General features: G+C 57.0%; 12 protein-coding genes. 6 read left to right on the forward strand and 6 right to left on the reverse strand.

The genetic code is table 11. The features are described 5' to 3' along the window. The first annotated feature begins 10 nt into the window (after window positions 1–10). Entirely contained in the window at window positions 11–1630 is a 1620-nt protein-coding gene (locus tag ABRP31_RS28115) for an EAL domain-containing protein (protein WP_087271476.1), read from the forward strand. Between the two features lie 15 nt (window positions 1631–1645). Here the strand turns inward: ABRP31_RS28115 and ABRP31_RS28120 are convergent, their stop codons facing one another. Further along, the gene (locus ABRP31_RS28120) at window positions 1646–3433 is read right to left on the reverse strand and encodes a KinB sensor domain-containing domain (protein WP_349971250.1); all 1788 of its coding nucleotides are present in this window, start codon (window positions 3431–3433) and stop codon (window positions 1646–1648) included. 10 nt (window positions 3434–3443) lie between these two features. Beyond that, window positions 3444–4790 (reverse strand): sigma-54-dependent response regulator transcription factor AlgB, encoded by a 1347-nt coding sequence (algB, locus tag ABRP31_RS28125; RefSeq protein ID WP_087271481.1) that lies wholly within the window; start codon window positions 4788–4790, stop codon window positions 3444–3446. 362 nt (window positions 4791–5152) lie between these two features. On the opposite strand from algB, the gene ABRP31_RS28130 reads away from it, so the two are divergent. The 5 genes from ABRP31_RS28130 to gltP all read left to right on the forward strand — a co-directional run bounded on the left by ABRP31_RS28130 (window position 5153) and on the right by gltP (window position 9182). Beyond that, a complete protein-coding gene (locus tag ABRP31_RS28130; RefSeq protein ID WP_349971251.1) occupies window positions 5153–6001 on the forward strand; it encodes a BON domain-containing protein in 849 nt (282 codons plus the stop codon). 225 nt (window positions 6002–6226) lie between these two features. After that, complete coding sequence (locus ABRP31_RS28135) at window positions 6227–6508, forward strand: hypothetical protein (protein ID WP_087271487.1); 282 nt, start codon at window positions 6227–6229, stop codon at window positions 6506–6508. Window positions 6509–6557: 49 nt separating this feature from the next. Next, complete coding sequence (locus ABRP31_RS28140; RefSeq protein WP_002555679.1) at window positions 6558–6722, forward strand: DUF1328 domain-containing protein; 165 nt, start codon at window positions 6558–6560, stop codon at window positions 6720–6722. Between the two features lie 2 nt (window positions 6723–6724). Then, the gene (locus ABRP31_RS28145; RefSeq protein WP_349971252.1) at window positions 6725–7192 is read left to right on the forward strand and encodes an inhibitor of vertebrate lysozyme family protein; all 468 of its coding nucleotides are present in this window, start codon (window positions 6725–6727) and stop codon (window positions 7190–7192) included. Between the two features lie 649 nt (window positions 7193–7841). Next, entirely contained in the window at window positions 7842–9182 is a 1341-nt protein-coding gene (gene gltP / locus ABRP31_RS28150; protein WP_349971253.1) for a glutamate/aspartate:proton symporter GltP, read from the forward strand. 177 nt (window positions 9183–9359) lie between these two features. Here the strand turns inward: gltP and ABRP31_RS28155 are convergent, their stop codons facing one another. The 4 genes from ABRP31_RS28155 to argH all read right to left on the reverse strand — a co-directional run bounded on the left by ABRP31_RS28155 (window position 9360) and on the right by argH (window position 14715). Next, window positions 9360–12209 carry a class I adenylate cyclase gene (locus ABRP31_RS28155; protein ID WP_349971254.1) on the reverse strand — a complete coding sequence of 950 codons (2850 nt, stop codon included), beginning with the start codon at window positions 12207–12209 and terminating at the stop codon, window positions 9360–9362. 189 nt (window positions 12210–12398) lie between these two features. Next, window positions 12399–12647, reverse strand: a complete 249-nt coding sequence (locus ABRP31_RS28160; protein WP_087271499.1) for a TIGR02647 family protein — start codon at window positions 12645–12647, stop codon at window positions 12399–12401. A 235-nt stretch (window positions 12648–12882) separates the two neighbouring features. Further along, window positions 12883–13158, reverse strand: coding sequence for a hypothetical protein (locus tag ABRP31_RS28165; RefSeq protein WP_027899428.1), 276 nt, complete (start codon window positions 13156–13158; stop codon window positions 12883–12885). 162 nt (window positions 13159–13320) lie between these two features. Further along, window positions 13321–14715, reverse strand: coding sequence for an argininosuccinate lyase (gene argH / locus ABRP31_RS28170; RefSeq protein WP_349971256.1), 1395 nt, complete (start codon window positions 14713–14715; stop codon window positions 13321–13323). Window positions 14716–14780: the final 65 nt, after the last annotated feature.

The following is a 14780-nucleotide window of genomic DNA, read 5'->3' on the forward strand; positions in this document are numbered from 1 at the left end:
ATATCAACTGATGCGCGATGCGGCAACACCCTTTCGCATGACCCTCTTTCGTCCTTGGCTGATGGCTTTGCTCGCCGCCTTGCTAAGCGCGGCTGTGTTGCTGGTGGGCAGTTTCGCATTGGCTGTGCATCAGGCGCGACAGAACGAAAGTGAGCAGATGAGTGCCCAGGGCGGGCGTTTCCTGGTGCGGATGGAGCAACTGTTTGGTCAGTTGCGCGCAGGGCTTGATCAGCTCGATGCGCAGCCTTTGCGTCGCTGCGGTCCGCAGATGGTCGACCGATTACGTCAGGTGACCTCCAGCTATCGATTCATTTATGAAGCTGCGTTTGTAGGCGACCTCACAGTTTGCACCAGCAGCTCGCGCCCCAGTCATCTCGGTCAGCCTCGTGAGCCGGATATTCGCGGGCCCACCTACGATTATTGGCTCAATACCTCCGCCCAGCCTGATGACAACCTTGCAGCACTGGTGCTTGGGCTCGGGGGCTTCCGGGTTTCAACCTCCCGAGGGCATTTGACCGATGTGGTGGACCTGCCCAGTGGCGGCAGCTTGTTGGTTGTGCTGAATCACGGTGCCAAAGCGGTGACGGTGCTCGGGCCTGATCAGTCCTGGCCACCCAGCGTCCCTTGGTCGTCGACCAGCGCCCAAAAACTGATGATCACCGACACACGACTGATCTATCGCATGCCGACCGAGAGTCCCGAATATCAGCTCGTGATGATTGCGCCACGCGCTGGCCTTCAGGAGAAAGTAACCGGCGCCTGGTGGTTGCTGGTTCCTGCAAGTTTGCTGATTGCCTTGTGTATGGGCGGGCTGGTGTTACAGCTGGTGCGCCAGAAGCAATCATTGGGTGGGGAGTTGCAGGGAGCATTAAGGCGCGGTGAATTGAAGGTGCTCTTTCAGCCGATCTTTGATCTGCAGACGCGTCTGTGTGTGGGGGCCGAAGCCCTGGTTCGCTGGCGCAGGCCGGATGGCACGCTGACCAGCCCGGATCTGTTTATTCCGTTGGCAGAAAATACCGGTCAAATCCGGCAGATCACGGATTTCGTTTTGCAGCAGCTACTTGAACAGTTGGGGCCGCTGCTGCGCGCCAACCCGCAGCTCTACATTTCCGTGAATCTGGCGGCGTGCGATGTGATGGCGCCGCGTATCGGACGGGTTACAGCCAAGCTGCTGGCTGTGCACAAGGTGTCAGCCCGGCAGATTGCCTTTGAAGTGACCGAGCGTGGGCTGATCGACGTTGTGATTGCGCGCAATCACTTGCAGGCCTTGCGCGACAGGGGGCACCAAGTGCTGATCGATGATTTCGGCACAGGCTATTGCAGCCTGGCTTATCTGCAAACGTTGCCTGTGGATTGCCTGAAAATCGATAAGGCTTTTATCGATGCTCTGGGGCATGACGCGGCCAGTAGCGGGGTGGCGCCGCATATCATCCGGATGGCTCATGCGTTGCAATTGCGAGTGATTGCCGAGGGCATCGAGTTTGAGTCTCAGGCTCGGCTGTTGATGAGTGAGGGTGTGAAATACGGCCAGGGCTGGCTGTTCGCCAGGCCGCTGAGCGCTCATAAATTCAGCGAACTGGTCACCGGCGGGCGCCGTAGCCAAGGGCGGCGGGCCGAGGATGTGGCGTAACGGTGAAGGTTAAACCTACAGCGGCAACGCCATATAAAACTGGGTGCCCTGCCCCGGCCTCGAATAGACGCCCATTCGCCCGCCGTGCAGTTGCACGATCTCTTTGCACAGCGCCAGACCTAACCCGGCGCCGCCTTTCTTACGGCCGACCTGGACGAAGGGCTCGAATATTCGCCCCTGCTGACCGTAGGCGATGCCTTCACCGTTGTCTTCTATGCTGATGATCACCCGCTCGCCATGACGCCGTGCCTGCAGGCGAATCAGGCCGTTTTCCGGGGTGTGGCGCAGGGCGTTGTCCATCAGGTTATCCAGTACCCGTTCGAGCTGAGCCCGGTCCGCATGCAGACGGGGCAGTGGGTCTTGGGTCTCGATGGACAAGACAACGTTCTGTTCGTGAGCCTTATCATCGAAACGCTGTCGCGCCTGCTCCAGCATTTCTTCGATGGACACGGGCGCCAGGGTCAGCTTCTGTAGCCCATTCTGGTAACGAGAAAAATTCAGCAGGTCATTGATCAGTTGCATCAAACGCTGCATTTCTTCGTTGACCGTATCCAGCAGGTCCGCCTCGCGCGAGTCCGCAGGGTATTTGGCCCGCTCGCGGAACAGCCCAAACGCCATGTGCATGCCCGTGACTGGCGTGCGCAGCTCATGAGACGCGCGCAAGACAAACTCGCTGCGCACTCGCTCGAACGCTCGCTGCTCGGTCACATCGTGCAGAACCATCACCGCACCGAGAATGTGCCCCTTGGTATGGCTGACAGGAGTCAGGCTGTAGGTGAGCAAGCGCGACTCACCATCGACCTCTATTTCGAGGTCTTCCGGCGCGCGCTCAAGCGATCCACCGCGCAGCGTCAAGTAAAGCTGTTCATCCAGCTCGGGGCGCTGCAGGGCGCTGCCAAGCCCCTGGCCCAGCTTGGGCTCTTCCCATCCCAACTGACGCTGGGCAACCGGATTGAGGTGTTCCAGACGACCTTGGCGGTCGATCATCAGCAGGCCGTCGTCGATACTGTCCAGTACAGCCTGCAAACGCTGTTGGCCGGCCAGCAGTTCGTCGACATTGGTCACCTGATGCTGCCGCAACGCTTCCGCCATGATCCCGAAGCGTCGGGTCAGCAAGTTCATTTCGGCGCCCGAGGCAATTGGCAAGGTCACTTCAAAGTTGCCTTTGCCGATGTTGTCTGCGGCTTTGGCCAAGGCTTCGATAGGCGCACCGAAACGGCGAGCGATACCGTGGGCGGTAATGAAGCCGATGCAGAGCACGGCAATGCCTACCAGCCCGAGTAAGCCGGCAACCCATAACGCCCTTTCGCGTGAGTGCACTTCCACCTGACTGATGTTTTCCAGTGATTGGCGGTGTGCAATCAGCAGGTTGTTGCGCAGGTTGTTGAAGGCTTCAGTCAATTCAGAGTTATCGCGCATCGAGCGTGCCGACTGACGGGACTCTTCGTAAGCATCGATAAATTTCTGGTAGTCCTCCCGGGCCTCGTGGAACCCGTTGTCGACGTTGTTAAGTTCGTCGTGCTCAACGCCTTGCTCCAGCAGGACCCGGAATTGGTCCTGAAGCTTGCTGAAGCGCTCCGGTTCAGGCGTTTCATTGAGCATCATGACCAATTGGTCGCCGAGGTTTTGCCGAAGCTTCAGCCCGGTATCCAGGGTCACGAAATTCTGGTGGATCAACGACTCCTGCGAGTTCGCCATCTGCATGACGCTGACCAGCCCAAGCACCAGCCCCAATAACGCCACGGTTATCAGGGCCGAAATGCTGAAGAACAACCTTGTGCGCAACTTCATGGCCAGTTTCATGCCGGGTTAGTCATAGGTTGTACTGCTTGCGTTTTCGATACAGTGTCGAAGCATCGATTCCGAGTGTTTTGGCCGCCTGGTCAAGGGTGTCGCTGGTCGCCAGGACTGCACCGATGTGAGCTTTTTCCAGCTCATCCAGGCTCAGCGCGGCACCGACTCGCGGAGCATTGCTGGTGGGTTGTTCGGCCATGCCCAGATGAGAGATTTCGACTCGCTCCTGTGGGCAGATGATACTGGCGCGTTCAATCACGTTACGCAGCTCGCGAATGTTGCCGGGCCAGCGGTAGTTCAGCAGCGCGGCTTTGGCCTCATCGCTGAAACCCCGTGCAGGGCGGGCGTAATCCTTGACGAAGCGCGCCAGGAAGCGATCCGCCAAGGTCAGAATGTCTTCTGTACGCTCGCGCAGGGCAGGCAAATGCAGGGTTATGACGTTCAGGCGGTACAACAGGTCCTCACGGAAACGACCGTTGCGCACCATGTCTTCCAGATTCAGGTTTGTGGCCGCGAGAATGCGCACATCGGCGCGGCGAGTGACGGGGTCGCCGACCCGCTCGTATTCTTTGTCCTGAATAAAGCGAAGCAATTTTGGCTGCAATGTGAGTGGAAAATCGCCGATCTCGTCAAGAAACAACGTGCCACCGTCAGCTTGGTTGACGCGACCCAAGGTGCTCTCGCTCGCGCCGGTAAACGCGCCACGGCTGTGGCCAAACAGCTCACTTTCCATCAGCTCAGCCGTCAGCGACGGACAGTTGATGGTCACGCAGGACTTCTTGTTGCGTTTGCTCCAGCCATGGATGGCGCGGGCGAGTTCACCCTTACCGGTACCTGACTCGCCAAGGATAAGGATGTTGGCATCCGTGGTTGCTACCTGGCGGGCAGTTTCCAGGATAGCCATCATCGAAGGGCTATGGGAGTCCAGGCCATCCTTGGGTTTGCGTATCTCGCCTTCCAGCGCTTCCAGTCGCGCTGACAACTGGCGTACTTCCAGTTGTTTGGCGGTGGCCAGACGCAATTGGTCGGGGCTGCATGGCTTGACCAGATAGTCCGCCGCACCGGCCTGAATAGCATCAACCGCTGTGTCTACCGCTGAGTGAGCAGTGACAATCACCACTCGCATCCAGGGTGCTTGGACGCGCATCTGGGCCAATACATCGAGCCCGTTGTCTTCGCCTAGCCGCAGGTCCAGAAAGCACAGGTCGAAGACCTGGCGCTGCAGCAACGTTTCCGCTTGGGATGCGCTGTTGGCGGTGGCGACACTGTAGCCCTCATCTTCCAGGCAATAACGGAACGTGCGAAGGATCGCGGATTCGTCATCCACAAGCAGAATACGGCCCTGATTCTCAGTGGCTGCTTCCATTTTTCCTACGCTCCTTAATGAATAGTCTTGCGTTAGTGTCGGAATAATCGGGCAAGTTGCATGGTTGATTCTGATTGATTATGCGGGCTGGATGGTAGCTATCTGACCGAATTAGACGCAACTAATTGATATTAATAGGAAATTATTTCAATAAGCGCTTCGTTCATGGTCCGTGTATTGCGTGTAGGGAGTGAAGCTAGTTCCCACAGTTTTTCTTATGCCTACGGCGTGCTGACGGCAGCCCCGAGAGGCATAGCGCAATCGTTGGAAACTTTTCCTCAGGAACAATGCCCTCCCGGACGAAGTCAGTTCCTGCAGAGTTGCTCGAAAATTTTCCACAGCTATAAAGACGGAGAAGTGCCATGCACCCGCTGAAAAAGCTCGCTCTGGCCACAGCCACAATCACTGTGCTGGGCCTGAACCCTTTGATGGCCAGTGCTGCTCAGGGCGATTTGCCTAGCCAGCTTGCCGAAGCGCGTCAGGAAGGTTCGATCTGGACCGCGTTTGCTTTGAACAAGCATTTGAGCCCGTTCAAGATCGACGTCAGCGTCGAGCAGGGAACGGCTGTCTTGAAAGGCAAGGTTGAAAACCAGGTTGATCGTGAACTGGCCGAACGCATCGCGTTGGATACCAAGGGCATCGACAAAGTCGACAATCAACTGCAGATCGACCCAAATGTTGCCGCCGAGCCTGGTACCAAGGCCAATATGGCGCAGCGTTTTGAAGACTCCACGCTGACCGCGACCGTGAAGTCCAAGCTGCTGTGGAGCAGCGTCACAGAAGCTCTCAACATTGATGTAGATGCCAAAGAGGGTGTCGTGACGCTCAAAGGCCGAGCGCAGAGCCCGGAAGCCAAGGAGGTGGCGGGTAGCCTGGCGACCAATACTGATGGCGTGATTACCGTTAATAACCTGATCAGCATCAGTGCCGCAGACTCCATTGCTTCGCGGGTTGACCCGCAGGCCCCCAGCCCGGCTGAAGACATCAGTGATGTATGGATTACCAGCAAGGTCAAATCCAGTCTGATCTACAGCCGCAATCTGGATGGCCTGAACATCAAGGTCGACACCAAGAGTGGTCTGGTCAGCCTTAACGGCATCGTCGCGAACTATGCGGAAAAAGAACTCGCTGTCGAGATCGCGCGAAATATTCGCGGCGTGAAAGGCGTCAACGCAGATGCGTTGAAGGTGATGGCGCGGACAACAGGCTAATCAACGTACATCGGGACGTTCGTGCATCCTGCACGACCCACCAGGGCTGATCGTGCAGGATGCTCGCAGAAGAATTTCTGGAGTACTTATAAGTTATTGATTTATATGGTTATTTATCTCGGTTGAAAGCTGGCACGCAGGCTGCAATATCTTGTTTATAGAAGCCGTGAAACATCGGCAACAAGATCAAGTTTGACAGCCCAACGTGGCGTCAGGAGCACTCAGATGAACCGCCAGCGTCTTACTCAATTGCGTATTTCGCCCTTGCACATTCAGCAAGGCTTGTTCGCCAGCCTGGCGCTGATGGTCACTCTGATTGCAATTCAGCAGTTTCAGCACTGGGACAATTCCCGCGAAGCCGCGCAGATCAAGCAGCCGTTCACTTACAGCCAGTCCTACACCAACGCCAGTGCGTCGATGGCTCGGGATACTGCGCTTAGCCTCACACCCGTTGATCGCAAAGCGCCTGTAAGTGAAGTGCAGCGCCAGCAAACCTGGGTTTTTTGACCCGCGTAGTAAACGCAGCATCCATTAAAAGCAGCTAAGGAGAGTCATCATGTTGAGTTGGGCAATCACGTTTCTGATTATTGCCATTGTCGCCGCAGTACTTGGCTTCGGTGGTATCGCAGGCACCGCAACCGGTATCGCGAAGATCCTCTTCGTCGTATTCCTGGTTATGTTCGTGGTCTCTTTCTTCTTTGGCCGTCGCGGCCGAGGCTGAATATGCGCACGTCTCTGCACTCAATCGCTGCCGCCCTGTTAATGGGCGGTTGTGCGACGGCGATGGCTGCCAATGACGGACAGTCTCGGGTCAATCAGCTACTGGGATCTGACCCCGAGTACCGATCCACTTGGACCTCAGTGATCAAGAAGGAAGAGCGTTTGCCCGATTGGGTAATCAATCTGTCCGGCGCCAGCGAGCAGCAGATGACCGCTGTGCCTGAAGATGGCGATAACTACCTTGTAGGTCCTCTGTGCAAAACGGCTGAGACCTGCAAGAGCCAGCGCCTTCTCGTGGCCTTTCGCCTCGACAAGGACAAAGCTTATGCGTTGCTGGTAGATGTGCCGGCTGGCCTGCCTTCGGACAAGTCGCCGACACGTCACGCAACTTATCGGTACTTGGGTGAACCCGACAAGGGTATGCAGGACATGCTCCAGGAGCAGCTGCGCAAGGATCCCAACTGGTATTGATCACGGTATTCAAGAACAGAGAGCGTCCATGTTCGGGATGCTCTTTAGATGCGCGGTTTGAAAAGAATTGCGCATGACCAGGGGGCCGGGATGCTTTGATCGTTCGGATCGAAGTGACCTAGGAGTACAGGGAGTACTCCCGATGAGGGCCGGGTCAGGAAGAACCGCGACGCAAGTCCATGATTGTGATCTCGAATCTCGGGAAACGATCGGCTGTCTTGCGTTGCGTTTTATCGTTCCACCTCGCCTCACGCCGCCGCACATCCGACATTTCATGTAAGAACTTTGCCCTTCTTTCTCTCGCCATATCCCTTCTGATACACCTGCCTGATTCTCCTGAATGGCCTCTAGAGGGCGAATTAGCCACCTTTGAGCCGATTCGCGGTACTGGAAGGTCGTTTTCAGATATGTTTTTCGTCGCAAACATTATGCCGATTCGGTATGGGGTAGTCGTTTACGGCATTAGACGTTGCGCTGATGCGTGGGAATAGTTGCGCCTTTTTTCGTCAGCTACAGAGCCGGATGCTCGCTTGCTGCATCTACTCGGGACTGCTCTAACCGGTAACCGATGCCTCGCCGCTGCTGTGGATCAGCAACGTTGTGCATGTGTGCTTAGAGAAGTGCGAGCCACTTGAAAAAAGGTAACGACATGAAGAAGGCAAAGCTGAGCCTCGCGTGGCAGATCCTTATCGGTCTGACACTCGGGATTGCGCTGGGCGCACTACTTAACCACTTCAGCGCAGAGAAGGCGTGGTGGATCAGTAATATCCTTCAGCCCGCGGGCGATATCTTTATCCGCCTGATCAAAATGATCGTCGTACCGATTGTGGTTGCCTCGCTGGTCGTGGGGATCGCAGGTGTTGGTGATGCCAAGAAACTGGGACGTATTGGCCTCAAGACCATCCTCTACTTCGAAGTCGTCACGACCATCGCGATTGTGGTCGGGCTGTTGCTGGCCAATGTTTTCCATCCCGGCACCGGTATCGATATGAGCACGCTGGGTACTGACGACATCTCGAAATACATGGCGACTACTGCCGAAGTGCAGCATGACCATGCTTTCATCGCCACGCTCCTTAACCTGATCCCTTCCAATATTTTCGCGGCCCTTGCCCGCGGCGATATGTTGCCGATCATCTTCTTTTCGGTGATCTTCGGCCTCGGTCTGGCGAGTCTCGACGCAGAAGTGCGCGAGCCGGTGCTGAAGGTATTCCAGGGCGTCTCGGAAACCATGTTCAAGGTCACCCATATGATCATGAACTATGCGCCTATCGGTGTATTTGCGCTGATCGCCGTGACCGTCGCTAAATTCGGTTTTGCCTCGCTGCTGCCATTGGCGAAGCTGGTGATCCTGGTTTACGTGGCCATCGCATTCTTTGCATTCGTGGTACTTGGTCTGATTGCTCGTTTGTTCGGCTTCTCGGTGATCAAGCTGATGCGCATCTTCAAGGATGAGCTGATCCTGGCCTACTCCACTGCCAGCTCCGAAACCGCCCTGCCGAACGTGATCAGAAAGATGGAAGCCTATGGCGCACCGAAGTCTATCTGCAGCTTCGTGGTACCGACCGGTTACTCCTTCAACCTCGACGGCTCGACCCTGTACCAAAGCATCGCCGCCATGTTCATTGCCCAGCTGTACGGCATTGATCTGTCCATCGGCCAACAGTTGATGCTGGTTCTGACACTGATGGTGACCTCCAAAGGGATCGCAGGCGTACCGGGTGTTTCCTTCGTCGTGTTGCTGGCGACGCTGGGTAGCGTGGGGATTCCACTCGAAGGTTTGGCGTTCATTGCAGGTGTAGACCGGATCATGGACATGGCGCGAACCGCGCTGAACGTGATTGGCAACGCCTTGGCCGTGTTGGTCATCTCGCGTTGGGAAGGCATGTACGACGATGCCAAAGGCGAGCGCTACTGGAACTCCCTGCCGCACTGGCGCAGCAAAGAAGCTGTTCCGGAGGCCGAGCCGGTTTCATCGAACAACGCATAAAGGCTGTGTGGGAGCCGGGCTTGCCCGCGATAAGAACAACGCGGTTAAACAGGCATACTGCGGCGCCTGAATCGCGGGCAAGCCCTGCTCCCACAGTTGGGTAGCAACCTCAAGCTCATGCACAGGTTTCGTATCGCCCTAACAAACCCCGGCATGCCGGGGTTTGTTGTTTCTGGCTCAAGCCTGTTCCATGGCGTCGTTGAGCGCCTTCTCCAGTTGTGCCTTGTAGCGCAGGTAAAGGATCGTCTGCCCGCGAGCATCGTCCAGCAGCCCTGAAAGGTCCAGGTCGGTGATGTAGCAGCGGTAGCGTTCGGGTTCGGTGCGTCGCTCAAGGATCTGTCTGGCTACGACGCTGAACAACTGGTCACCATGTTCCAGTTCGGAGAATTCGCTGTTATTGCAGTACAGCGTCACGCTGACCTGTCCAGGGGATGCTTCTTCGACAATCGCCTGCACGTCGTAAAACGGCTTGCTCGCAGCCGTTGGCGTGCTGCGTGGCTCGATGCGTCGGGCTCGTCCCGCTCCAGATGGCAGGATCTGGTAATACAGCGTTTCAAGGGAATCGGACGCGGTAGCGTTGTTCATAGGCAGCACCGCGTTGCGTCGATAAGCCAGCGCATTGAAGAAGCGCTGCAAGGGCTGCAACAGGCTCAACTCGTCGTGATAAGGCAGACGCTGATGCCAGAGCGCATTGTGCTCATCAAGGGCATAGAGTTCGGCCTCGTTTTCGTTGACCCTGTAAAACACTTGAATGCATTCGGGCTGTCCATGGGGCAGGATCAGCGCTAAATCGTGATCGCTCAGCGCGTGGGGGTCCAAATGCAGCGGGCTATACCGCGCTAGCTCTTCACCCAGATATTCGAATAAGCCTGAAAGGCTGTTGATCACGACATGGGTCACCGGCTGGGCCGGGACCATTTCCAGTACGTGATACTGCTGTTGAACCTGGATCAGATAGCGATGATTCAAACCTGCGGCATGCAGCAATTGCGCGGTCGAAACCAGTTCTTCAACCCGCTGAGCGATGGCGTGGGCGCGGTTGTGGCAGAAGCAGCGCACGCGAACCGCAGGCTGCGCTGCGCCTTCAGGCAGATTACTGAGTAACTCGCTCAGGCAGTCGAGCAGTGCGTGGACACCGTCATAACGACTGACAAGAATCTCGTTCCAGCTATTGAGCGTGATCTGATCCAGAGTCAGTACGAGATTCTCTCTGACACCGGCGTAGCTCAGCGAGTCAGTTCGCTCGGTGGTCATCAGGATGTTCAGGTCTCGATGATGCCCGAGCGGATCGACCCCCACGTTGACCAGCAACAGAATCTCGCTTGGCACTGCGGGGCTCAGCAGGCGTTCTTCGCTGACCATTTCCAGCGGCAACGGGATCTGCTGTTGCAGCGCGCCGATCAGATTGAACAACTCGAACTCGCTCAGATCGCTGCTGCCGGGGTGCAGCGCAAGCCGTGTGGAGCTGTCGATAACGTTGTTGCGGTGACACCAGGTCAGCAGTTCAAGCAACTCGCGGCTGCGTTTGATCGGCGAAAAATTTATCCAGTCATGCGCGCCCAGATTGCCGTTATACAGAGCCCACTGGACTTTACCCGGCTCGCGCTTGTTGGGCGACTGCACCAGGGTCAAAGTGTCTTCGGCCAGATCGGGCGCGATGCCAGGGTTGATGAACTCGACCTTGCCCGCCTTTCGTTCAAACGCTGCGTACAGCCTGCGGCCCAGCACATTAAGGTCGCGTGCATCGGCCGAGCTTGCCACGTTTTGTTGGCGAGCGAGTTGAGTCAGAAAGCGATAGCTGTAGTTGAGTTCGTTGACCAGTACCCGGCGCTCATGAGCCACCTGGCGCACCTTCCACTGGCTGCGGCTGTCGAGCAGCAGCAATTGACGTTCGTCCCAACCCCACTCCCGCGTCAGGCGCTCCAGCAACTGGCGCTGCCAACTGGTATTGCGCAGCCGCGATGTGCCGGTCAGCTTCTTGTTCACTTTCAGGTACAGGCTGCGCCGTACCAGTTCCAGGCGCTCCAGCTCGCCACGCGCGATCAGATACTCTTCGATGCGCCGGTACACGACCATGTACGGATCCAGCTCATCCAGATCTACCCGATTGGCAAAAACCGCCTTCTTGAAGCGCAGGCTCAGGCAGCGAACTTTCGGATGCTCACTGGCATACACCTCGGTCAACAGCAGCTTGAGTACCGACTTGTAGGGTGACTCGATGCCCTTGAACAGCTGCCACAAGCCCGCGCCCAGAAACTCTCCGGGCGGAATAAGCGCCATATGTCCCAGATCAAGCACTTCGTCCTGGCGGATAAAGCGTTTTGAAAGCAGGGTGTGGGTGTAGTCGGCGTAACGTTGTTCTTCATAGCTCGGTACAAGCCACCACATGGGCGTGCGGCCAGCAAGCCAGATGGCGGTGCGATAGAACTCATCCAGCAGCAGGTAGTGTTGAGTCGTGCCGCAATTGTCTGAGCTGAGCTGTGTATCGCGCTCGCCTGCCACGAAACGTTTCGGGTCGATCAGGAAAAAGTGCGCTTCAGCGCCCTGGCTGTCTGCCCAGGCTTCCAGTGCCAGGCATTTCTTGTGCAGCTCGGCGATTTCATCGGCGCTGAGTTCAGAGTCGTGGCAGACCCAGACGTCCATATCGCTTTCTTCGGCCTGCGCGAGAGTGCCCAGACTGCCCATCAAAAACAGGCCGTGAACAGGATTTCGGGCATTGCCAAGCCGCGCCTTGTACGAAAACGAGCGGGTCAGGCGTTGAGCCTCGGCCAAGGCCAGGCTGCTGGGTTCGTATTGAGATACACCCGCCGGCGTACTTCCGGAAACATAGCCGGGTAGCAGTGGGTGGTTGACGTGAAAAAACAGCGGCAGCAGATTCAACACGGTTTGCTGGCGAGTCGACAGACCCTCCATGGCACGCGCAAGCCGCCCGCTGTTGAGGGTCAGGAAACGGTTGCGTAGCTGGGAAAGCACCTTACGGTCGATGCCTTCATCCAGGTCAGGACGGATTTCGGAGTTACGCGTCATTACAACTCAAACCGGCGGCCGGGCTCGAAAGAGGCAGCGTTGAAATGCTGAGCTAGACGGCGGTCAGGAGGACGTGAGAGCGGGAGGCTTTCAGGTCATTTATTGTCTGGCGCCAATTTTTTATCGGCGCAGTTTTCCACAAATGAAGGGTCCGCTAAACCTTTTTTGGAATGCGGACCCTCAAGGCGATCAAGCGGCTTGTTTGGCAACGTTCAGAATAGTCAGCAGCGACTGGGCATGTTCGGCGGCTTCCAGCCCCAGGCTGGTCAGGTATCCGCCATCGACCTGAGTTGTCAGGCCTTTTTCGAAGAGTCTTTGTGCGGCAGCAACAGCTGTCGGGGCGGCTACATGATGGACTTTGAGTCCTTCAAGGGTATTGCCCAGGTTGAAGAGTGCAAGGATTTCCAGTTCGGCAACCAGCTCAGGGGTATACGACATAGGTGCTCCAGACTTTTTCTAGTAATACGCCTTACTGGCTGGCGGAAGTTCTGGAACCAACGGGTGTGCTGCGCTTGTCGGTTCTGGATGACCGTTAAAGCCGGCTTGGCGTGGTAGCCCCGTCGTTCGAGTGGCAGCGAGGCATTTGCAGTGTAGACCTGGTCTGGAGATTTTGCCGAGCATGATTTGCCGAGGTTTCGCCACCGGCCGTCAGTTGGCCGGTGAGCACGTCAGCTCATGCCTCTGGCGGCAACTCAGGCAGAGCACGCAAGGCTGTTTCGTACCATTCGGTGTTGAATGGACGATCTTCTTCCAGCAGTGCGTCAATCTCGATAGCCAGAACATGGGCCATCAACTGCAGGATTTCTTCACGCTCATAGCCAACCAGCGTCAGCTTGTTGAACGTCGCTTTGGCGGCAGGTGGGTTGTCGCTTTCAATCTGGTTTTCGATTGCCTGAACCAGGGTCGATTCAGCGAATTCTTCTTCATCGTTGTCGAGGGTGTCGGTCATGGGGTGTTTCCTTGAGAATTTTTAGTCGGAGCGCATAAGTGTGATGGTTAGCCGCGGTCCCTGTGGGAGCGAGGCTTGCCCGCGATGAACGATGACACGGTATTACTTCAAACCGCGGCGTTCCAATCGCGAGCAAGCTCAGCTCCCACAAAGGAGAGGTGATTAACGCGCAGCGATTAACGCTTGTCCGCGAGCTACTGCTGCCTTGACCTGTGCCGGTGCGGTTCCGCCGATGTGATCGCGGGCATTCACCGAGCCTTCAAGCGTCAGCACGGCAAAAACGTCCTGCTCGATCTGGTCGCTGAACTTGCGCAGTTCTTCCAGGCTCATCTCGGCCAGATCTTTACCGCTTTCAACGCCGTACTTCACGGCGTGGCCGACGATTTCGTGACAGTCACGGAATGGCAGACCACGACGCACCAGATAGTCCGCAAGGTCAGTCGCGGTGGAGAAACCACGTAGCGCGGCTTCGCGCATGATGGCGTGCTTTGGCTTGATTGCCGGGATCATGTCGGCAAAGGCTCGTAACGAATCGCGCAGAGTGTCGGCGGCGTCGAACAGCGGTTCCTTGTCTTCCTGATTGTCCTTGTTGTAGGCCAGTGGTTGGCCCTTCATCAAGGTCAGCAGGCCCATCAATGCACCGAACACGCGGCCACTTTTGCCACGGACCAGTTCTGGAACGTCAGGGTTTTTCTTCTGCGGCATGATCGAGCTGCCGGTGCAGAAACGGTCTGGCAAATCGATGAACTGGAACTGGGCACTGGTCCACAGCACCAGCTCTTCCGAGAAGCGCGACAAGTGCATCATCGCGATACTGGCGGCCGAGCAGAACTCGATGGCGAAGTCACGATCCGAAACGCTGTCCAGCGAGTTGCCGCCTACGACGTCGAAGCCCAGCAGTTTGCAGGTCAGTTCGCGGTCGATCGGGTAAGTCGTACCGGCCAGTGCCGCGCTGCCCAAGGGCATGCGGTTCAGGCGCTTGCGGCAGTCGACCAGGCGCTCGTAGTCGCGGCTGAGCATTTCGAACCACGCCAGCATGTGATGACCGAATGTTACCGGTTGCGCGGTCTGCAGGTGGGTGAAGCCCGGCATGATGGTTTCAGCTTCACGCTCTGCCTGACCCAGCAGGCCCTGTTGCAGGCGAGTAATTTCCGACAGGATCAGGTCGATCTCGTCACGCAGCCACAGGCGGATATCCGTTGCCACCTGGTCATTACGGCTACGACCCGTGTGCAGTTTTTTACCGGTGATGCCGATGCGGTCGGTCAGACGCGCTTCGATGTTCATGTGCACGTCTTCCAGGTCGACGCGCCACTCGAAGCTGCCTGCTTCGATCTCGGTCTGGATGGTCTTCAGGCCATCGATGATGGTATCGCGCTCGGCGTCGGTGAGAACGCCGACCTTCGCCAGCATCGTTGCGTGGGCAATGGAGCCCATGATGTCGTGGCGATAAAGGCGTTGGTCGAAGGTGACGGAGGCCGTGAAGCGCGCGACGAAGGCGTCGACGGGTTCACTGAAGCGGCCGCCCCAGGACTGGTTGGTCTTGTCGGTGCTCATGGATTCGCTCGTGATCTGCTGAAGAATGACATGCCCGCGTCTGCTCGCCGGACAGTCGCGATAAT

This window comes from Pseudomonas caspiana (genome assembly GCF_040224095.2).
In the GTDB taxonomy this organism is placed as follows: Bacteria; Pseudomonadota; Gammaproteobacteria; order Pseudomonadales; family Pseudomonadaceae; genus Aquipseudomonas; species Aquipseudomonas caspiana.

What these genes read in the sequence shown, in the direction of transcription:
- ABRP31_RS28115 (WP_087271476.1), top strand. Translation starts at nt 11, where the DNA reads ATGCGCGATGCGGCAACACCCTTTCGCATGACCCTCTTTCGTCCTTGG.
- ABRP31_RS28120 (WP_349971250.1), bottom strand. Translation starts at nt 3,433, where the DNA reads ATGAAACTGGCCATGAAGTTGCGCACAAGGTTGTTCTTCAGCATTTCG.
- algB (WP_087271481.1), bottom strand. Translation starts at nt 4,790, where the DNA reads ATGGAAGCAGCCACTGAGAATCAGGGCCGTATTCTGCTTGTGGATGAC.
- ABRP31_RS28130 (WP_349971251.1), top strand. Translation starts at nt 5,153, where the DNA reads ATGCACCCGCTGAAAAAGCTCGCTCTGGCCACAGCCACAATCACTGTG.
- ABRP31_RS28135 (WP_087271487.1), top strand. Translation starts at nt 6,227, where the DNA reads ATGAACCGCCAGCGTCTTACTCAATTGCGTATTTCGCCCTTGCACATT.
- ABRP31_RS28140 (WP_002555679.1), top strand. Translation starts at nt 6,558, where the DNA reads ATGTTGAGTTGGGCAATCACGTTTCTGATTATTGCCATTGTCGCCGCA.
- ABRP31_RS28145 (WP_349971252.1), top strand. Translation starts at nt 6,725, where the DNA reads ATGCGCACGTCTCTGCACTCAATCGCTGCCGCCCTGTTAATGGGCGGT.
- gltP (WP_349971253.1), top strand. Translation starts at nt 7,842, where the DNA reads ATGAAGAAGGCAAAGCTGAGCCTCGCGTGGCAGATCCTTATCGGTCTG.
- ABRP31_RS28155 (WP_349971254.1), bottom strand. Translation starts at nt 12,209, where the DNA reads ATGACGCGTAACTCCGAAATCCGTCCTGACCTGGATGAAGGCATCGAC.
- ABRP31_RS28160 (WP_087271499.1), bottom strand. Translation starts at nt 12,647, where the DNA reads ATGTCGTATACCCCTGAGCTGGTTGCCGAACTGGAAATCCTTGCACTC.
- ABRP31_RS28165 (WP_027899428.1), bottom strand. Translation starts at nt 13,158, where the DNA reads ATGACCGACACCCTCGACAACGATGAAGAAGAATTCGCTGAATCGACC.
- argH (WP_349971256.1), bottom strand. Translation starts at nt 14,715, where the DNA reads ATGAGCACCGACAAGACCAACCAGTCCTGGGGCGGCCGCTTCAGTGAA.